Source organism: Streptomyces sp. NPDC048473 (assembly GCF_043200155.1).
Lineage (GTDB): Bacteria > Actinomycetota > Actinomycetes > Streptomycetales > Streptomycetaceae > Streptomyces.
On sequence record NZ_JBICXE010000040.1, the window covers coordinates 23,216 to 42,167 of the forward strand.

18 protein-coding genes and 1 pseudogene are annotated in these 18,952 nt (G+C 70.8%); 9 read left to right on the forward strand and 10 right to left on the reverse strand.

The genetic code is table 11. From position 1 onward, the window contains the following. The first annotated feature begins 115 nt into the window (after positions 1–115). Positions 116–277, forward strand: coding sequence for an SCO1431 family membrane protein (locus ACGFU7_RS38235; RefSeq protein ID WP_393702334.1), 162 nt, complete (start codon positions 116–118; stop codon positions 275–277). Positions 278–305: 28 nt separating this feature from the next. On the opposite strand, the gene ACGFU7_RS38240 is transcribed toward ACGFU7_RS38235, so the two are convergent. The 3 genes and pseudogenes from ACGFU7_RS38240 to ACGFU7_RS38250 form a co-directional block, all read right to left on the reverse strand. Then, complete coding sequence (locus tag ACGFU7_RS38240; protein ID WP_393702336.1) at positions 306–578, reverse strand: hypothetical protein; 273 nt, start codon at positions 576–578, stop codon at positions 306–308. Between the two features lie 79 nt (positions 579–657). Beyond that, a pseudogene (locus ACGFU7_RS38245) lies at positions 658–1,113 on the reverse strand (sporulation protein); the annotation flags it as partial. 215 nt (positions 1,114–1,328) lie between these two features. Continuing rightward, positions 1,329–2,609, reverse strand: coding sequence for a glycoside hydrolase family 18 protein (locus ACGFU7_RS38250; RefSeq protein WP_393702337.1), 1,281 nt, complete (start codon positions 2,607–2,609; stop codon positions 1,329–1,331). Between the two features lie 373 nt (positions 2,610–2,982). Here ACGFU7_RS38250 and ACGFU7_RS38255 point away from each other — a divergent pair, with 373 nt between their 5' ends. After that, positions 2,983–4,155 (forward strand): acyl-CoA dehydrogenase family protein, encoded by a 1,173-nt coding sequence (locus ACGFU7_RS38255; RefSeq protein ID WP_393702339.1) that lies wholly within the window; start codon positions 2,983–2,985, stop codon positions 4,153–4,155. A 465-nt stretch (positions 4,156–4,620) separates the two neighbouring features. Here the strand turns inward: ACGFU7_RS38255 and ACGFU7_RS38260 are convergent, their stop codons facing one another. After that, entirely contained in the window at positions 4,621–5,019 is a 399-nt protein-coding gene (locus tag ACGFU7_RS38260; RefSeq protein ID WP_393702341.1) for a hypothetical protein, read from the reverse strand. 203 nt (positions 5,020–5,222) lie between these two features. Here ACGFU7_RS38260 and ACGFU7_RS38265 point away from each other — a divergent pair, with 203 nt between their 5' ends. The 4 genes from ACGFU7_RS38265 (at position 5,223) to fxsA (ending at position 9,350) form a co-directional block, all read left to right on the forward strand. Then, on the forward strand, positions 5,223–5,663 hold the full coding sequence (locus ACGFU7_RS38265) for an Lrp/AsnC family transcriptional regulator (protein WP_024493538.1): 441 nt from the start codon (positions 5,223–5,225) through the stop codon (positions 5,661–5,663). 46 nt (positions 5,664–5,709) lie between these two features. Beyond that, entirely contained in the window at positions 5,710–7,356 is a 1,647-nt protein-coding gene (locus ACGFU7_RS38270) for an amidohydrolase (protein ID WP_393702342.1), read from the forward strand. 550 nt (positions 7,357–7,906) lie between these two features. After that, entirely contained in the window at positions 7,907–8,674 is a 768-nt protein-coding gene (locus ACGFU7_RS38275; protein ID WP_393702343.1) for a polyprenol monophosphomannose synthase, read from the forward strand. Between the two features lie 85 nt (positions 8,675–8,759). Next, positions 8,760–9,350 (forward strand): FxsA family membrane protein, encoded by a 591-nt coding sequence (fxsA, locus tag ACGFU7_RS38280; RefSeq protein WP_393702344.1) that lies wholly within the window; start codon positions 8,760–8,762, stop codon positions 9,348–9,350. 125 nt (positions 9,351–9,475) lie between these two features. Here the strand turns inward: fxsA and ACGFU7_RS38285 are convergent, their stop codons facing one another. From ACGFU7_RS38285 to ACGFU7_RS38300, 4 genes are all read right to left on the reverse strand, one after another. Continuing rightward, positions 9,476–9,850 carry an RNA polymerase-binding protein RbpA gene (locus ACGFU7_RS38285; RefSeq protein ID WP_007262928.1) on the reverse strand — a complete coding sequence of 125 codons (375 nt, stop codon included), beginning with the start codon at positions 9,848–9,850 and terminating at the stop codon, positions 9,476–9,478. A 274-nt stretch (positions 9,851–10,124) separates the two neighbouring features. Continuing rightward, complete coding sequence (locus ACGFU7_RS38290; protein WP_393702346.1) at positions 10,125–11,489, reverse strand: MFS transporter; 1,365 nt, start codon at positions 11,487–11,489, stop codon at positions 10,125–10,127. 45 nt (positions 11,490–11,534) lie between these two features. Next, positions 11,535–12,299, reverse strand: coding sequence for a glycerophosphodiester phosphodiesterase (locus ACGFU7_RS38295; RefSeq protein ID WP_393702348.1), 765 nt, complete (start codon positions 12,297–12,299; stop codon positions 11,535–11,537). Then, on the reverse strand, positions 12,296–13,018 hold the full coding sequence (locus tag ACGFU7_RS38300) for a YitT family protein (RefSeq protein ID WP_393702350.1): 723 nt from the start codon (positions 13,016–13,018) through the stop codon (positions 12,296–12,298). The genes ACGFU7_RS38295 and ACGFU7_RS38300 overlap by 4 nt, the downstream gene beginning before the upstream one ends. Before the next feature lie 102 nt (positions 13,019–13,120). Here ACGFU7_RS38300 and ACGFU7_RS38305 point away from each other — a divergent pair, with 102 nt between their 5' ends. Beyond that, positions 13,121–14,620 (forward strand): PLP-dependent aminotransferase family protein, encoded by a 1,500-nt coding sequence (locus ACGFU7_RS38305; protein WP_393702352.1) that lies wholly within the window; start codon positions 13,121–13,123, stop codon positions 14,618–14,620. Between the two features lie 44 nt (positions 14,621–14,664). On the opposite strand, the gene ACGFU7_RS38310 is transcribed toward ACGFU7_RS38305, so the two are convergent. After that, positions 14,665–16,290: a hypothetical protein gene (locus ACGFU7_RS38310; RefSeq protein WP_393702354.1), complete on the reverse strand. Its 1,626-nt coding sequence runs from the start codon at positions 16,288–16,290 to the stop codon at positions 14,665–14,667. Positions 16,291–16,327: 37 nt separating this feature from the next. Continuing rightward, positions 16,328–16,522, reverse strand: a complete 195-nt coding sequence (locus ACGFU7_RS38315; RefSeq protein ID WP_393702356.1) for a hypothetical protein — start codon at positions 16,520–16,522, stop codon at positions 16,328–16,330. 315 nt (positions 16,523–16,837) lie between these two features. On the opposite strand from ACGFU7_RS38315, the gene ACGFU7_RS38320 reads away from it, so the two are divergent. After that, on the forward strand, positions 16,838–17,230 hold the full coding sequence (locus ACGFU7_RS38320) for an ankyrin repeat domain-containing protein (protein ID WP_393702358.1): 393 nt from the start codon (positions 16,838–16,840) through the stop codon (positions 17,228–17,230). 219 nt (positions 17,231–17,449) lie between these two features. Next, a complete protein-coding gene (locus ACGFU7_RS38325; protein ID WP_393702360.1) occupies positions 17,450–18,868 on the forward strand; it encodes a HEAT repeat domain-containing protein in 1,419 nt (472 codons plus the stop codon). Positions 18,869–18,952: the final 84 nt, after the last annotated feature.

Here is an 18,952-nt window from a genome sequence, read left to right on the forward strand (position 1 = left end):
GCGGCGGGGCTCCCCCGGGGCAGTGACGGACATCTCTACCCCGGGGGCCCGTTGTGCTGGCACTGTGGTCGGGTCCTCGGGGGACACCCACTGCCGGCCGACCTAGCGAGATGCCATGACCGCGACTGCTGCCGAAACCGCCACCTGCCCTGTCACCGTCCGCCGCCGTGCGCGGACCGGCGGCCCCCAGGACGGACCGAAGGTCCTGGAGACCGTGCTGGGCTGGACGCTCGTCGTGGTGATCGCCATGTTCGTGACCCAGGCCGGCCTCATGTGAGAAACCGGCCCCGGTCGGCGCCGGCGGGTCAGGAGCGGCAGGTCGCCTTCATCTGAGCGGCGGCGTGGTGGGCCTTCTCCCACCCCTTGGACCAGTCGTCGCCCCGGTCGAGCAGCTTGACGCCGATCGTGGAGCCCTTCATGGCGAAGGTGCCCGCGTTCACCCACTGGCCGCGGTGGCTCACCTGGTTGATCGTGAAGCTGCTGTACTTGGTCGTACGGTCGTTGGCGTTCACCAGCACGTGATACGTCGTGGGGTGCCCGCCCACGTACAGCGTGGTGTTGCTGTTCGGGACGAACACGGAGATCTGGCAGGTACGGGCCGTCGTGCCGGGCTTCCACCACCACTTGACGCGATTCTGGGCGTCGGTCGAGGTGTCTGCAGGACTCGGCGGAACTCTCCACCGTCGAGGTCACCACCAGGCCCGCGCCGCGCGGATTGCTCACCCGGCAGTCCCGCAGGGCCATCGAACCGGCACCGCGTGCCAGCAGGGCGGTCCACGAGGCGCCGGTGATGTCGCAGCCGTCCATCGCGATCTGGCCGCGCGGGGCGTCCACCACCGGCAGCTCCTCGTCGCGGCCGCGCAGCACCAGATCGGTGAGCATCACGGCCTCGGCCTGGAGCACCACGGCGCTGCCGCGGGGCGGACATATCTCGACGCTGCCGCGGGACTGTTCGGCGGCGATGGTGACGGGGACGGTGATGACCAGACTCTCGGCGTAGGTGCCGGAACGGACGCTGATCACGGCGCCGCTGCGCGCCCTGGCCAGCGCCTCCCCGATCGTTCGAAAGCCGTCGGACCGCTCTGGGCAGACCGTCAGAACCTGGCGTGACAAGCGGAATCCTCCTCCTTGGGGCCACACCGCGGTCCGGGGAACACATGGTCGGAGCGGGTGCGGCACCATCATGCCGGAGCGAGTCGCGGGACCTTCGGCCGGAGCGGGAACGCCGCGTGAATCACGGCTCGTTGTACCCATTGCGGATCATGTCATCACGGACGAAATGGGGCGGTGGGCCGGTCCGGCCCGCCGCCCCGCCCCTTACCCGGTGGCTAGTTGATCGCCTTGATCAGCTCGCCGTTGGTGGTGTCACCGCTGAGCTCCCAGAAGAAGGTGCCGCCCAGTCCCTGCTGGTTCTTGTAGTTCATCTTGGTGGCGATGGTGGCCGGGGTGTCGTAGCTCCACCAGTCGGTGCCGCAGTGCGCGTACGCCGTACCGGCGACGGTGCCGGTCGCGGGGCAGCTGTTCTTGAGGACCTTGTAGTCCTCGATGCCCGCCTCGTACGTACCGGGCGCCGCTCCGGTGGCGGTGCCGCCGGGCGCGTCCTGGGTGACGCCGCTCCAGCCGCGGCCGTAGAAGCCGATGCCGAGCAGCAGCTTCGACGCGGGGACACCCTGCGCCTTCAGCTTGTTGATGGCGGCCTCGCTGTTGAAGCCCTCCTTCGGAATGCCGCTGTAGGAGGTCAGCGGGGAGTGCGGGGCGGTCGGCCCCTTCGCGTCCCAGGCGCCGAAGAAGTCGTACGTCATCGGGTTGTACCAGTCGACGTACTTCGAGGCGCCGCCGTAGTCGACGGCGTCGAGCTTGCCGCCGTCGGAGCCGTCGGCGGAGATCGCCGATGTGACCAGGTTGTCCGTACCGAACTTGGAGCGCAGCGCGGCCAGCAGGTTGCCGTAGGCGTCACGTCCGCTGGTGTCACAGGTCAGGCCGCAGGCGTTGGGGTACTCCCAGTCGATGTCGATGCCGTCGAAGACATCGGCCCAACGGGGGTCCTCCACCAGGTTGTAGCAGGACTCGGCGAACGCGGCCGGGTTCGCCGCCGCCTCGCCGAAGCCGCCGGACCAGGTCCAGCCGCCGAACGACCAGATGACCTTGAGGTTCGGGTGCAGCTTCTTCAGCTTGCGCAGCTGGTTGAAGCTGCCGGCGACCGGCTGGTCCCAGGTGTCGGCGACACCGTCGACGCTGGAGGAGGCGTCGTAGGTCTTCTGGTAGTCGGCGTAGGCATCGCCGATCGCGCACTTGCCGCCGGTGACATTGCCGAAGGCGTAGTTGATGTGCGTGAGCTTGTCGGCCGAGCCCGATGTCTCGATGTTCTTGACGTGATAATTGCGCTGGTAGACACCCCAGTTGGCGAAGTATCCGACCACCTTGTCGCCGGCCGCCGTGGGGGTGGCGTCGGCGGCTGCAGGAGCCGCGGCCCGCGTGGTGGTGGGGGTGGGGGCCGCGCCGGCCGATGCGGTGCCCGCGGCGCCCAGCAGGGTGGCGCCGAGAGCGGTGGTACAGACGGCGGCGGCGAGCGCCCGGAAGCGGGCGCGGGGACTGTGCGGTCCGAACATCTTGTCTCCTCGTGGGGGAGGGAACCTGTGAGTGGGGCGTGCTGTCGGCCATCCCGTGGACTTGGCATGAACGCGGAAAGGACGGTTCGGGTGGAACCGTAGATGGACTAGACCAGTTGGGTCAATGGTTCGGACCAATTCCGGGTGGCCGTCCCGCTCGCCGCCGAGTCGCTCCGCCACCCCGTGACGGATATCGTCCGATCGGGCATACTCAAGCCGCCACAGCCGCTGGCCAGCGACTCTCGTAATCCGGGAGGCCGGCATCGGCTGGGCAGCAGTGCTTCTCCGGGCCGTGCCCGGAAGCCCCCGGCGGCGCCGCCCACACCCCGCGCGCGCGACCGTCGCAACGCCCGACAGGGAGGAGAGCGCCGTCATGACCGACCGTGCCCCGCAATTGGTGGAACGCCGTCTGCCCACCGAGGAGTCCAGGCAGCTCGTCGCGCTCGTCCGCGATATCGCCCAGCGAGAGATCGCGCCGCGGGCGGCCGAGGAGGAGGATGCGGGCCGGTTCCCGCGCGAAGTCTTCACTCTGCTCTCCGAGTCCGGACTGCTCGGACTGCCCTACGACTCCGCCCACGGCGGTGGTGACCAGCCGTACGAGGTCTACCTCCAGGTCCTCGAAGAACTCGCGGCCGCCCGGCTCACCGTCGGTCTCGGTGTCAGCGTCCACTCCCTCGCCTGCCACGCGCTCGCCGGATACGGCACCAAGGAGCAGCAGGCCGAACACCTCCCGGCGATGCTGGGAGGTGGCCTGCTGGGTGCCTACTGCCTCTCCGAGCCCGCCTCGGGCTCCGATGCAGCCTCGCTCCGTACGAAGGCCGTACGGGACGGCGACGACTGGGTCATCACCGGCACCAAGGCATGGATCACCCACGGCGGCATCGCCGACTTCTACACGGTCCTGGCCCGCACCGGAGCCGAGGGCGCCCGCGGCATCACCGCCTTCCTGGTGCCCGGCGACGCCGAGGGACTGAACGCGGCCGCCCCCGAGAAGAAGATGGGCATGAAGGGCTCGCCCACCGCCCAGCTGAACTTCGACGGCGTACGGGTCGCCGACGCGCGCCGGATCGGCGAGGAGGGCCAGGGCTTCGCGATCGCCCTGTCCGCACTCGACTCCGGACGCCTGGGCATCGCCGCCTGCGCGATCGGCGTCGCCCAGGCCGCCCTGAGCGAGGCCGTCGCCTACGCCACCGGGCGGCAGCAGTTCGGCCGGCCCATTGCGGACTTCCAGGGCCTGCGTTTCATGCTCGCCGACATGGCCACCCAGATCGAGGCGGGCCGGGCGCTCTACCTGGAGGCGGCCCGGCTGCGCGACGAGGGCAAGCCCTTCTCGCGCCAGGCGGCCATGGCCAAGCTGTTCTGCACGGACGCGGCCATGCGGGTGACCATCGACGCGGTCCAGGTGCTCGGCGGATACGGCTACACCCTCGACTTCCCCGTCGAGCGGCTGATGCGCGAGGCCAAGGTGCTGCAGATCGTCGAAGGCACCAATCAGATCCAGCGGATGGTCATCGCGCGCCACCTCGCGGGTCCTGAGACGCGCTGACCCGCAGCGGCCGCTCCGACCACACGGGCGTCGTCATGATCCGGTTCCACTCCTGGTCATGGCGGCCCGGCAGGGTCCGGCCCGTGCTCTCCCAATGACGCAGCAGCGCCCGGTAGATGGGCGGATCGGTGGAGTGCGGCGTCGGTCGCGGCGTCGACCGGGGAGGCGCAGGCTGCGGCGCCGGCTGTGAACCGGGCTGCGGAACCGATTCTTCGGCGGTCGGAGCGGCGAGACGGCGGCGACCGGGACCGGCCGTTGAATGCAGCAGGGTCATGCCAGGCCAACGGTGCGGGGCGGGCCCTGGTCACTGCCCGGCCGATTCGAGAGCCCGTTCGCCGGGTCCCCGGGCGGCGGAGTTTCTTCGACAGCGGGCACCACGCCGGCCGGGCCGTCGTGGTGCGGCGCAGTTGTGCCGTACGAGCCCGGATGCGTCCGGGCGGTCCCGCGCAGGTGCGGGAGGGGCCCTCAGGCGGCTTCGCGCCGCATCTGCGGCACCCGCACCGGGTGCGAGCCGGGGCCGCCGGCGTGCGAGAACGGCTGCATTCTCCAGTCGAGCCCCTGAGGGAGCGTCAACAGCAGGGCCGTCTCCTGCTCCTGGAGGTCGAGCGACTCGTCAGCGGGCCGCGTCTGCGACGCCGCGCGGCCGGTACCGGCACAGACCGTCAGAACGAACGGGTTCCACGGAGTCGGGCACAGCGCGTGCTCCGGCAGTACGTCCTCGCCCGCCAGCAGCGCGATCGGCTGCGCGCAGTCCGGGCAGATCACCCGGTACATCTCGTACGTGTCGTACGCGTCGAAAGCGGTGTCCTCGACCGGATCGACGGGCTCCGGTTCGGTACGTCCGGTGAGTTTCAAGCTCTGCATGGGAAATTCCCCCCTCGGGTGGGCCGACAAGGCGCCACGGCCTCGGCCACAGCAAGCACTTCCCGTCGCGCATCGGCCGTAACCACGTGGGGGTCGGCTACCCATCCGTAAACCTGTGGCATTCGTCACATGCCCGCCGCAGGTGCCCTTCCTGAGCCCTTACCGCTGTGCCTGGAGGGACCTGGGGCAATAGGTTGATCCGTATGGAGGAGCTGGACCGACAGATCGTGGAGTTGCTCGTCAAGGACGGGCGGATGAGCTACACCGACCTGGGCAAGGCCACGGGCCTGTCCACCTCGGCGGTTCATCAGCGCGTCCGCAGGCTGGAGCAGCGCGGGGTGATCCGCGGCTATGCCGCGGTCGTCGACCCCGAGGCCGTCGGTCTGCCGCTCACCGCGTTCATCTCGGTGAAACCCTTCGACCCGAGCGCGCCGGACGACATCGCGGAGCGGCTCGCGGGCGTCCCGGAGCTGGAGGCGTGTCACAGCGTCGCGGGTGACGAGAACTACATCCTCAAGGTGCGTGTCGCGACCCCGCTGGAGCTGGAGCACCTGCTCACCCGGATCCGGTCGCTGGCCGGTGTCTCCACCCGCACCACCGTCGTACTCTCCACGCCGTACGAGGCCCGGCCCCCGCAGATCTGAGGGGGCCGCGGAACGCGTGGGTCCGGGCAGGCGCGAGACTGGTCCCATGACCGAGAGCACCGCCCCCCAGAGCGAACACCGCACCGTGCTGCTGCGCGGTGGAGACGTCCACAGCCCCGCCGACCCCTTCGCCACCGCCATGGTCGTCGAACGCGGCCATGTCGCCTGGGTGGGCTCGGAAGGGGCCGCCGACGCCTTCGCGAGCGGTGTCGACGAAGTGATCGACCTGGAGGGTGCGCTGGTCACCCCGGCGTTCACCGACGCGCACGTCCACACCACATCGACCGGCCTGGCTCTCACCGGCCTCGACCTCGCCGGTGCCCGGACCCTCGACGAGGCGCTCGGTCTCCTGCGCGCGTACGTGGCGGCGCACCCCGCGGACCGGGTCGTCCTCGGCCACGGCTGGGACGCCACACGCTGGCCGGAGCAGCGCCCGCCGTCGCGCGGCGAACTCGACGCGGCCGCCGGCGGACGGCCGGTCTACCTGCCCCGTATCGATGTGCACTCCGCGGTCGTCACCACCGCCCTGCTCGACCTGGTCCCGGGCGTCACCGAGCTGACCGGGTACCACCCCGACGCCCCGCTGACCGGTGCCGCCCACCACGCGGTGCGCTCCGCAGCCCACGGCGCCATCTCGCCGCAGCAGCGCGCCGACGCCCAGCGCGCCGCCCTGCGTCACGCCGCGTCGCTCGGCATCGGCACCGTCCACGAGTGCGGCGGCCCCGACATCTCCGACGAGGAGGACTTCGTCGCGCTGCTGAAGCTCGCCGCGACGGAGAGCGGACCGCGGGTCTTCGGCTACTGGGCCGAGCAGGTCGGCGACGAGAAGGACGCCCGCCGCATCCGCGAACTCGGCGCGATCGGCGCCGCCGGGGACCTCTTCGTCGACGGCTCCCTCGGTTCGCACACCGCCTGCCTGCACGAGCCGTACGCCGACGGTCCGGCCGGACACACCGGTACCGCCCACCTGGACGCGGGGCGGATCGCCGCCCATGTCACCGCCTGCACCGAGGCCGGGCTGCAGGCCGGCTTCCACGCCATCGGCGACGCGGCGGTCTCCGCCGTGGTGGAGGGCGTCCGGGCCGCCTCCGAGACGCTCGGCCCGGCCCGGATCCGGGCCGCCCGGCACCGTGTCGAGCATGCCGAGATGCTCACCCCCGAGACCGTCGCCGCCTTCGCGGAGCTGGGCCTGACCGCCTCCGTGCAGCCCGCCTTCGATGCGGCCTGGGGTGGCGAGGAGGGCATGTACGCGCAGCGGCTCGGCGCCGAGCGGGCCAGGACCCTCAACCCGTACGCGGCGCTCCTGCGGGCCGGTGTTCCCCTGGCCTTCGGGTCGGACAGCCCGGTGACCCCGCTGGACCCGTGGGGGACCGTACGGGCCGCCGCCTTCCATCGCACGCCCGAGCACCGGATCTCCGTACGGGCCGGCTTCACCGCCCACACCAGGGGCGGCTGGCGGGCCGTCGGCCGCGACGACGCGGGGACCCTGGTACCCGGCGCCCCGGCCGACTACGCGGTCTGGCGCACCGCTGACCTGGTGGTCCAGGCCCCGGACGACCGGGTCGCCCGCTGGTCGACGGACCCGAGGTCGGGAACGCCCGGCCTGCCGGATCTCACCCCGGGCGCCGAGCTCCCGGTCTGCCTGAGCACCGCGGTCTTCGGACAAACTGTCTACGTGCGGCCGAACGAGTGACGTCCGTACATTTCGTACCGCCGATCGAAGGCGCCGCCGCTCCGCCGCGACCTGCGGATCTTCGCTACTGACCAGGCAAGTTCCGCGAACATTGCAGGTCAGGCGGCTATTGACAGAACGCGCCCACCGGCCGGTAGGTTCGGCCGAGTCCACCACAGGACGTCCGACCGGTTAAACCTCCACGCAGTCGTCGAACGCCGCTGGGTCATGGGGTGATGTGCCGCACCGGCGCACCACCACTGGCAGCCAGGTTCAGCGCCCGCGCCTCGGGGGCGAGGGAAGGTTTCAGCCGGACGGTAGGTGCGACCCGGGTGGGGCCCGGACGTTCAGTAGACAACGGCTCTAGGTCGACCCGCAGCCAGCGGGTCCCAGGTCGGCCCGAAGGGCGCTGGGCCCCCATCCGTAGTTCCCGTCGGTTCCCGTCAGGGGGTCTGTCCGTACTTCCCTCCTTCTGTCCGTGGCGGTGCCCGCCCCCGTCCGACCGCGTCGGCATCGGGCCCCTGTCCGCTGGATATGGTGTGCACCTGCGTACGGACTTAAGGGGCAGTAAGTGAACGACGGCGGTCAGAGGCGATACGGCCCGCTCGGCAGAACCTTGGTGATCATTCCGACCTACAACGAGGCCGAGAACATCAAGCCGATCGTCAGCCGGGTGCGCGCCGCTGTGCCGGAAGCCGACATCCTGGTCGCCGACGACAACAGCCCCGACGGCACCGGCAAGATCGCCGACGAGCTCGCCTCGGCCGACGACCAGGTCCAGGTGCTGCACCGCAAGGGCAAGGAAGGGCTGGGCGCGGCCTACCTCGCGGGCTTCCGCTGGGGCATCGAGCACGGTTACGGCGTGCTTGTGGAGATGGACGCCGACGGCTCCCACCAGCCCGAGGAACTGCCCCGGCTGCTCACCGCGCTGAAGGGCGCCGACTTGGTGCTCGGCTCCCGCTGGGTGCCCGGCGGCCGGGTGGTCAACTGGCCCAAGTCCCGGGAAATGATCTCCCGCGGCGGCAGCACGTACTCCCGGCTCCTCCTCGGGCTGCGGACCAGGGACGTCACGGGCGGCTACCGGGCCTTCCGCGCCGAGACCCTGGACGGCATCGGCCTCGACCGGGTCGCTTCGCAGGGCTACTGCTTCCAGGTCGACCTGGCCCGTCGCGCCATCGATGCCGGGTATCACGTCGTCGAGGTCCCGATCACCTTCGTGGACCGCGAGATCGGCGACTCGAAAATGAGCCGCGACATCCTGGTCGAGGCGCTCTGGCGGGTCACCTCCTGGGGTGTCACCTCGCGTACGAACCGGGTCCTCGGCCGCAAGGCGACCTGAGCCACCGAAGGCGGCGGGTGCCGGTCCGCCGCTCATGATCACCCCCATACGCCGATCGGACGCCCGTACGGGCACACTGGGGACCATGACGACCGGCACACCGCCCCCGACCGCCCCCAGGCGCTCACGCGCCCGTACCTTCGTCCCCCTCGCCATCGCCGCCTGGGCGGTGCTGGAGATCTGGCTGCTCATCGTCGTGGCCGACGCGGCGGGCGGGTTCACCGTGCTGCTGCTCCTGGTGGCGGGCATCGTGCTCGGGGCCGCGGTGATGAAGCGGGCCGGCCGCCGGGCCTTCCGCAACCTCACCGAGACGCTCCAGCAGATGCCGGGGCAGCCCGGGGCCGCAGCCGCTCCGCAGGCCGCACCCCCGGGCAGCAAGGGCAACGGCTTCCTGATGCTGGCCGGGCTGCTGCTGATGATCCCGGGGATCATCTCGGACGTGGCGGGGCTTCTGCTGCTCGTGCCGCCGGTCCGTTCGATGACGGGCCGGTACGCGGAGCGGTCGCTGGAGCGCCGGATGCGTGCCGGCGGTCCCGGCAGCCTCTCCGACGCCTTCCAGCAGGCCCGCATTCACCGGCCGGACGGAAAGGTCGTGCAGGGTGAGGTCATCCGCGAGGACGGCACACAGCCGGGCTCTCGGCCCGGCGAGGGTCCCCGGCCGCCGCTGACTCCCTGAGCCGCTGACTTCCTGACGCCGGGCCGCGACCTGATATCCGGACCGAGACGCGAAAGAGCCGCGGGCTGTGACACACACTCGGTGTGTCACAGCCCGCGGCTCTGCCGTATGGCGGTGCTGCGCGGTCAGGCAGACTTCCTGCTGTCCCGCGGATGCACGGCGATGTTCATGGCTCCGGAGCGCAGAACCGCCAGCCTCTCGGCCAGCACCTCCTCCAGCTCCTCGCGTGTGCGCCGCTCCATGAGCATGTCCCAGTGCGTACGCGCAGGCTTGCCCTTCTTCTCCTCGGGGCCATCCCCGTCCACCAGGAGTGCCATGGCGCCGCACGCCTTGCACTCCCACTCCGGCGGAATTTCCGCCTCTACCGAGAACGGCATCTCAAATCGATGTCCGTTCTGGCATGCGTACTCCACCGCCTGGCGCGGGGCCAGATCGATGCCGCGGTCCGTCTCGTAGCTGGTAACCACGAGTCGCGTGCCGCGGAGAGCTCGCTCACTCATGAATCGTGCCTCCCGGGCTTGTCGCCCACAGGACAGGTGTCGCTGTCGTCGTCATCCGGTCAACGTCCGGTCGGCGGTAAAGATTCCCGTTGCCGGTCATGCGTCGCCCGTCGTGCCGCTGCTTTTTCAGGTTTCCCAGGGTTCAAGTACCCGTCAATGCCCGGTTTGTCACATCTGGCAGAAGTTGTCACCCAACGGTTTGGCTTCTTCCGCTCGCAGTAACGGTCCTCCGGGCAGGCCAAAGGCGTACACTACCGGCCTTTCACTTCAACGTCTAAATCCGTTCCGGAACGGGATTCCCCGCAGCCGCCACGGCCTGTCGGATCGGCACCCTCGCGAGCAGTACGGAACCGGCCACGAAGAAGATCACCAACGAGATGATCGCATCCCGATAGCTCCCGGTCAGCTGATACGCGAGACCGAACACCAGCGGCCCCAGCCAGCTCAGTCCGCGGTCGCTCATCTCGTACGCGGAGAAGTACTCGGCCTCCTTGCCGTGCGGCACCAGATGGGAGAACAGCGAGCGCGACAGCGCCTGGCTGCCGCCGAGCACCAGGCCGATCGCCGAGGCCAGCACATAGAAGAAGACCGGCGCGTCGGCGGGCAGGAAATAGCCGGCGACGAGAATCAGCGTCCAGACGACGAGCGAGCCGAGGATCGTGCGCTTCGCGCCGTACACCCGCGCCAGCCGGCCCATCCCCAGCGCTCCGGCCACCGCGAGCACCTGCACCAGCAGCACGGCCGTGATCAGCGTCGTCTGGTCGAGGCCCAGCTCCTCGGAGCCGTACACCGAGGCCTGGGAGATCACCGTCTGCACGCCGTCGTTGTAGACGAGGTACGCCAGCAGGAAGGAGAGCGTCAGCGGATGGCGGCGCATGTCGCGCAGGGTGGCCATCAGCTGCCGCCACCCCGAACCGACCACTCCTTCGCCGCCCGGCGTCACCCGTCTGTCGCGCAGCCGTCGCAGTGGTATGAGGGTGAAGGCGCCCCACCAGACGCCGGCCGACGCGAGACAGATCCGCACCGCGTCGGACTCGGAGAGGCCGAAGGAGTCATGGCCGGTGTACAAGATCAGATTCAGGACGAGGACGAACGCCCCCGAGGTGTATCCGAACGCCCAGCCGCGCGACGAGACGGCATCCCGCTCGTCCGGTCCGGCGATCTGCGGCAGATAGGCGTTGTAGAGCACCATCGACACCGAGATCGAGGCGTTCGCCACGATCAGCAGGAACGCGCCCAGCAGATAGCGGTGACCGTCCAGGAAGAACATGCCGGTGGTAGCGGTGGCCCCCACATAGGCGGCGGCCGCCAGCAGCGGCTTCTTCCGCCCCGTACGGTCCGCAGCGGCGCCCACGACCGGCATCACGATCACCGCGACCACGACGGACACGGAGACCGCGTAGGCGAACAGCGACCCGGCGCGCACCGGTATGCCGAGCGGGTGCACGAAACCGTCGGCGTCGGCGGCCGCCTTGGCGACCGAGGTCAGATAGGGGCCGAGGAAGACCGTCAGGACGCTCGTCGAGTAGACGGAGCAGGCGAAGTCGTAGAAATACCAGCCGCGTTGTTCACGTCTGCGGCTCGCGGCGTCGGCGGAACCCGTCGTGATTCCCGTCGGCTCAGCGGTCTCGGCGCTCAACCCGCACCCCTCGTCTCTCCCCGTGGAGACGTCGCACGACCGGCGTCAGGCCCAGGCCCCCCGCTCGCTCAGCACCGTACGCAGCGTCTCGATGTGATCGGTCATGATGCCATCCACACCGAGATCGAGGAGCGCTGCCATCCGCTCGGGTTCGTTCACTGTCCAGACGTGCACCTGGAGTCCTCGTGCGTGCGCCTCGCGTACGAAGCGCCGGTCGACCACCCGGACGCCGTTCTGGCTCTCCGGCACCTGCGCGCACACCGCGCCGGCCCGCAGCGCCGCCGGAATGCCGTACGAGCGCAGCCGCAGGCCCAGCACGCCGCGGACGCCGTAGGAGGTGGCGAGCCGGGGCCCCGCAAGGCGGTGGGCCCTGGCGACCCGGGTCTCCGAGAACGAGCCGACGCACACCCGGTCCCAGGCATCCGCCCGGCGGATCAGATCGATCAGCGGGACCAGAGCGGACTCGGCCTTGATGTCGATGTTCCAGCGGGCTTCGGGGAATGTCTCCAGCAGCTCATCGAAGAGCGGCAGCGGTTCCCGGCCCGCCACCCGGGCCTGCCGCACCTCGCTCCACGACAGCTCGGCTATCCGGCCCCGGGCGTCCGTCACCCGGTCCAGAGTGGCGTCGTGGAAGGCCACCAGACGGCCGTCCGCAGTGGTGTGCACATCGGTCTCGAAGTAGCGGTACCCGGCATCGGCGGCCCGGCGGAACGCGGCCGTGGTGTTCTCGATCCCGTCCGCGGCACCGCCTCGATGGGCGAAGGGGATCGTCGCGGGATGGTCCAGATAGGGGTGGCGTACGGAGGTCACTGCGGCAGTATGGCCTGCTCCGGTGTCCGTGCGGTGACGGTGGTGTCGCCGCTGTCCGACCCGGCCGTGACGGCCGCCTCGTCATCGGGTGCGGCGGCCTCTGCTGCCGGCTTCTCGCCGATCGTGAAGAAGCGCAGGAAGAACTGGGCGAGCGGGCCGATGGCCAGGGCGTAGAGCACCGTGCCCGCGCCGAGCGAGCCGCCGAGCACAAAGCCGGTCACCACGACCGCCACCTCGATCAGTGTGCGGACGAGCCGGATGGAGCGGCCGGTACGCAGATGCAGACCGGTCATGAGCCCGTCGCGCGGTCCCGGGCCGAACCGCGCCGCGATGTACAGCCCCGTCGCGACTCCGTTGACCACGACACCGGCGACCATCACGGCGATCTGCGCGGCGAGGCCGTGCACGTCGGGTGCGAGCGCCAGTGTGCCGTCCATGGCGATGCCGATGGCGAAGACATTGGAGACGGTACCGAGACCGGGACGCTGCCTGATGGGTATCCACAGCAGCAGAACGGCGGCGCCGACGATGATCGAGACGACCCCGATGGACAGTCCGGTGCGCTCCGCGAGCCCCTGATGCAGCACCCCCCAGGGTTCGAGGCCGAGACCGGCGCGGACCAGGAGCGCCGAGCTCGCCCCGTACAGGGCAAGGCCGACGTACAGCTGAATCAGCCTTCGGGTGAGGTGCGCCCCGCGAGGGACAGGGGTGATGGACAAGAGGTGCCCCCTGAAGTGGTGGTGGTGGACTGCCGCATGTCACTCTGTGGCAGGGGAATGGCCGCCAACTATGGCCAATCCGAGGAAGGTGGACTGATTTCCATGGCGCAGTGGACTTCGGCGGTCGGTGCGGCGCAGCTCGCCCGGCAGCTCCATGCCCAACAGCCCCGGCCCGCCGGACCGGGCGCCCGCAAACCGCCCGCGTATCGCGCGCTGGCCGACGGGGTCCGTCTGCTCGTCCTCGAAGGCCGGGTGCCGGTGGCCGCACGGCTCCCCGCCGAGCGCGAACTGGCGCTCGCCCTGTCCGTCAGCCGCACCACCGTCGCCGCCGCGTACGAGGCGCTGCGGGCCGAGGGGTTCCTGGAGTCCCGCCGGGGCGCCGGCAGCTGGACCGCCGTGCCCGCGGGCAATCCGCTGCCCGCACGCGGTCTGGAACCGCTTCCTCCGGAGTCTCTCGGTTCGATGATCGACCTGGGCTGCGCCTCGCTGCCCGCCCCCGAACCGTGGCTGACCCGGGCGGTCCAGGGCGCCCTGGAGGAGCTGGCACCGTACGCCCACACCCATGGCGACTATCCGGCCGGTCTGCCCGCGCTGCGACAGATGATCGCCGACCGCTACACCGGGCGCGGCATCCCGACCATGCCCGAACAGATCATGGTCACCACCGGGGCGATGGGCGCGATCGACGCGATCTGCCACCTCTTCGCGGGCCGCGGCGAACGGATCGCGGTGGAGTCCCCGAGCTACGCCAACATCCTGCAGCTGATGCGGGAGGCGGGCGCCCGGCTGGTGCCGGTGGCGATGGAGGAAGGGCTCGGCGGCTGGGACATGAACCGGTGGCGGCAGGTGCTGCGGGACGCGGCGCCGCGGCTCGCGTACGTCGTCGCCGACTTCCACAACCCCACAGGTGCGCTGGCCGACGAGGACCGGCGACGTGACCTGGTGGACGCCGCCCGCTCCGCCGGTACGGTCCTGGTCGTCGACGAGACCATGAACGAGCTGTCTCTCGACGACGATGTGCAGATGCCGCGCCGGGTCTGCGCCTTCGATCCGGCGGGCTCCACCGTGCTCACCGTCGGATCGGCGAGCAAGGCCTTCTGGGCCGGCATGCGGATCGGCTGGGTGCGCGCCGCCCCGGATGTGATCCGGAGCCTGGTGGCCGCCCGCGCCTACGCCGACATGGGGACCCCCGTCCTTGAGCAGCTCGCCGTCAACTGGCTGATGCGTACCGGCGGCTGGGAGCAGGCCGTGCAGGTCCGGCGCGAACAGGCGCGGGAGAACCGGGACTCGCTCGTCGCCGCGGTCCGCCGGGAGCTGCCGGACTGGGAGTTCTCGGTTCCGCGCGGTGGTCTCACCCTCTGGGTGCGTACCGGCGGCCTCTCCGGCTCCCGGCTCGCGGTGGCGGGGGAGCGGGTCGGCGTACGCGTTCCCTCCGGCCCCCGGTTCGGTGTCGACGGCGCCTTCGAGGGGTATGTACGGCTGCCGTTCACGGTCGCGGGGCCGGTCGCGGACGAGGCGGCGGTACGGCTCGCGGCGGCGGCGCAGCTGGTGGGTTCGGGGGCGGGCGCGGGGGTGGAGGCGCCGCGGACGTTCGTCGCCTGACCGACAGGGCGGTGCTGGGGTGACGGATCAGAGCAACTGATCCGTCACCCCTGTTCTGTTCGGTCGCCGACCGCCATGCCTTCGACGGCCACAGCTGCGGTCACGGTGCGCGGCATCGCCGGGTCCGGGACGCTCGCCCCGGCCGGTACGGTCTCCTCGGCCGGCGCCTGCCGCCCGGGGAGCAGACCGAGGACCGCCTGCCGCTGCGCCTCGCTGGTCGCCTCGTCGTACGGATCGGGAGTGGCCGGGACCTGGAGCCGCAGCACGGGACCGGTGCCGAGCCGCGCGTACCCCCGGCCGGGCGGGACGTCCGGTGTCGGCGTGGTGTGCGGCTCCGTGCCGAGCACCGACTCGATCTGGTCGCGGGAACAGTGGCCGAGCACGACCCGGGCCCGGGTGTGGGTCCGTACGGTCTCGCCGAGGGTGTCCAGGCTGTCGAACTGATCGGTCATGACCACGGTGACGTTGGCCGCCCTGCCGTGCCGCAGCGGCACCTGGAGCAGCTCCTGGGGGTCGGGCCTGCCGTCGGCGGCCGCCAGGTGGCCGAGGACGCTGGGCCGGTCCAGCAGGATCCAGAGCGGGCGCTTGATGTCGTCGGGGGCGGGGTGGCCGGACTGCCGGGCCCGGTTCGCCGCGATCAGCCGTCGCTCCGTCTCATGGGCCGCCCACTCCAGGGTTGCCAGCGCGCCGGCCAGGCCGCACTCCACGGCCAGTACGCCGTCGCGCCCGGTCAGGCAGGCGTACTCGCCTGTTCCGCTGCCTTCGATGATCAGGATGTCGCCGTGCTGGAGCGCCTGCAGGGCGATGGAGCGCATCAGCGTGGTGGTGCCGCTGCCGGGCTGTCCGACGACCAGCAGATGCGGCTCGGTGGAGCGGGCGCCGGTCCGCCAGACGACCGGAGGCGCGTCACGGGTCGCGTCGCCGTCGTTCACGGGAACGGTGCGCTGCACCGCGTCGCCGTCGGTGAAACCCAGCACGGTCTCGCCGGGTGCGGTGACGAAGCGCTGGGCCCCGATCGAGGTGGGCAGGGCGTCGAGCACGCTCATGACGAGCCGGTTGCCCTCCTCGTCCCAGGCGAAGTGGTACTCGCGGCCGCGGCCCGACTTGGCGTGCAGCAGCTGCTCGATCCGGATGCGGGAGGCGGCCTCGCTGTCGGTGAAGTAGGCGGGGTACGTCACCTGGAGACGCGTCAGGCGCCCGTTGCCGTCGAATTCGTAACCGCTGAAGACTTTGTCCCAGTCGCCGCCGTGGGCGAACAGCGGACCGGGGTCGTCGGCCACGGAGAAGTACGGCACGAGCGCCTCGTACAGGGACCGCAGCCGCCCGGTCTCCGCCTCGTCGGGGCCGGTCTTCACGGGGGTCCGCTCCCGCCCCTTCCATGCGGCTGCGCCCATCATCGTGACCAGGGCGAACACGGACCCGTACGGGATGAGCGCGACCACGAGTACGCAGGCCGCGACGGAGAACAGCGCCGGACCACGCTTGTCCTTGGGCGTCGCGGCCCACTTCTGCCGCCCCGCTCCGGCCAGCAGCCGCAGACCACGAGTGATCATGATCAGCGGATGGAGGACGTCGGTGGCGTTGTCGGCGGCCGTGCGCGCGAACTCGCGACTGCGAGTGATCGAGGCGCTGCCGCTGCTCAGAATGCGGGGGAGTGGTCGCCGGGCCACGTCGGTCTCCTGAAAGGGTGGGAGTGGTCGCGGGGGGTCAGAACTTGATCCCGCCCAAGAGGCCGGCGAGACTCGCGCCGCCCGCGGTGATGCTCGGTGCGATGGCGGTGCCTGCCAGATAGAAGCCGAACATGGCAGTGACGACGGCGTGCGACGCCTTGAGGCCGTCCTTCCTGAAAAACAGGAAGACGATGACGCCGAGGATGACTACGCCTGACATGGACAGGATCATGAGAGGTTCTCCTGGTTGAGGGGACAGTCACCATGAGTCCTTCCAGGTTCACCGGAAGTATCTATACGATAAAAGCTGCATTTGGGTGAAAAGTCTGTATTTTCACTTGATCGGCCGACGTGGGAGTGCCTGCGGGACGGAAAACTCGATGGCGCACGCTGTCCCACCGTCACCGGGCGTGATCTTTTGCCACGGGCGGACCGGGTCATGTGCGCGGTTGAGCAGTACCCTGTCGATTCACTCGTACGGCCCCCACGGCGTACGCCCCAGCAGGTCAACAGTGGTGAAACCGGTTAATGGAAGGCGGTCCGTCCGATGAGCGAAACCCCCGATCCCGAGGTGGTCGCGCTGGCGACGAAGGTCTTCGACCTGGCCCGTCGCGGTGAGACCGAGACTCTCGCCGCCTATGTCGACGCGGGTGTCTCCGTGAACCTCACCAACGACCGGGGTGATTCGCTGCTGATGCTCGCCGCCTATCACGGGCACGCCGCCGCGGTCACCGCCCTCGTCGGCCGTGGCGCCGACCCGGACCGGGCCAACGACCGCGGACAGACACCGCTCGCCGGAGCCGTCTTCAAGGGCGAGGACGCGGTGATCGAGGCGCTGCTCGCCGCAGGGGCCGACCCGGCGGCCGGAACACCCTCCGCACTGGACACTGCACGCATGTTCGGCAAGGCCGACCTGCTGGAACTCTTCGGCTCCCGCTGACCGGGTACGCCGTAAATGTGGTCGCGGTGGCGAAATGGCTGGGTCATCATGACGTCGCGGGCCCGGTTCGGGCCACCGACGAGAGGCAGAGGAAGATGGTCTACACCAAGCAGAAGACGGCGGTCGGCCGATCATGTTGCTGCGCGGCGTAGTGCCCCACCCGGCACTTGGAACTGCACAGTCCCGGTTGCGTCGACAGCTTGATGTGAGGCTTTTTTCATGTTTGATCCGTTCATAGCGCCGAGCGGCACCCTGCTCGGCCTGCTGCAGAGGGGCCGTGGCGACGGCACGCTCCACGCGCTCGCCGCGCCACGCCCCGAGGCCCTGGCGGCTCTCAACCACTGCGTCCTGAGCGATCCGCGTCACGACTGGCAGGTGGAGAACCGCTCCCTCTACTACGCACGCCTGTATCTCGACCTCGACGGCGGCATCGAAGAGATCGAGCGCCACCTGTGCGATCCCGACGACCACCTCGACACCGATGACTCACGCACCGGGCTGGCCCTCGCCGTGCTCGGCCACCTCGCCTCGTACGGACGCGGCGACGCCCTGGCCCTGCTGCGGCGGTACGCCGCGACCGGAGCCAACTGGGCCTGGGCACTCGACGAGCTCGCCCTGCGTGACGACGACACGGGGCTCCGCGCCCTCGCCGTACCCGTGCTCGGCCGGTTCCCGGCCACCGAGGACGGCGCCGCCGAGCTGGCCGCCGCCGTGCGGGACGCCTTCGAACCCCGCCCCTGGCGGCTCTGGGCGGACGACCCGCGCGAGGAGGTCGGCGCCAGGGTCAGGGCCGCCTCGGAACAGGGCTCCTTCGACCGCTGGCAGCGACAGATGCGACCCGGCGGCCCCCGCCCCGGCTGGAGCGTCCAGGCCGTCCTCGACTGGGCCCAGCAGGGACTCGAACGCGGCAGCGTCCTCCATGTCCCGGCCGCCCGGTGCCTCTCCGCCGTCGCCGGCCCCGAGGACCGGTCCACGATCATCGAGGCAGCCCGCAGCGGCCCCGAGGGCGGACGCTGCGCCGCCCTGCATTATCTGGCCGAGGCCAGGGATCCGGCCGTGCTCGACCTGATCGGGATCGCCGCGGCCAGCGCCTCGCGCACCGTCGCCGACGCGGCCGTCGCCGCCTTCGAGCGGATGTGCGGCGACGCGGCGGTGGAGCGCGCCAGGCGCTGGGCCCGACGGCCCGACGCGCTCGGCGCATCCGCGGCCGGTGTGCTCGCCTGCCGGGGCGGCGCCCAGGACGCCCCACTGGTCCTCGGCGCACTCCGCGAGGCCGTACGGGGCGAAGGCCCGGACGCCCCACGGCTGTGGACCCTCGTCGACGGCACGGGCCGGCTGGGCATCGCCTGTGCGGCCCCCGTACTGCGCCATGTCTACCGGGAGACGTCCTCCTCGCACCTGCGCGGCCGAGCGGCCCGCGCACTGGCCGCAACCGACCCCTCCTTCGCCACCGGATTCGCCGTCGAATGCCTGTGGGACTGCGAGGAGACCACCCGCGAGGTCGCCGCACTCCACGCCGAGACCGGCGACATCAGGGTCGCCGAACGACTGCGCCGACTCGCCGCGGACCCGGCCGAGGAGGCCGAGGTGCAGACAGCGGTACGCAGCAGGATCGGGCCCGACACCTCCGCGGTCTGACCGGAGTACGCACAGCGGCGCGCGTCGGGGGCGCGGCGCGAACGGGCGAGCAAGCGCGTCGGGGGCGCGCTCGGCTCAAACGCT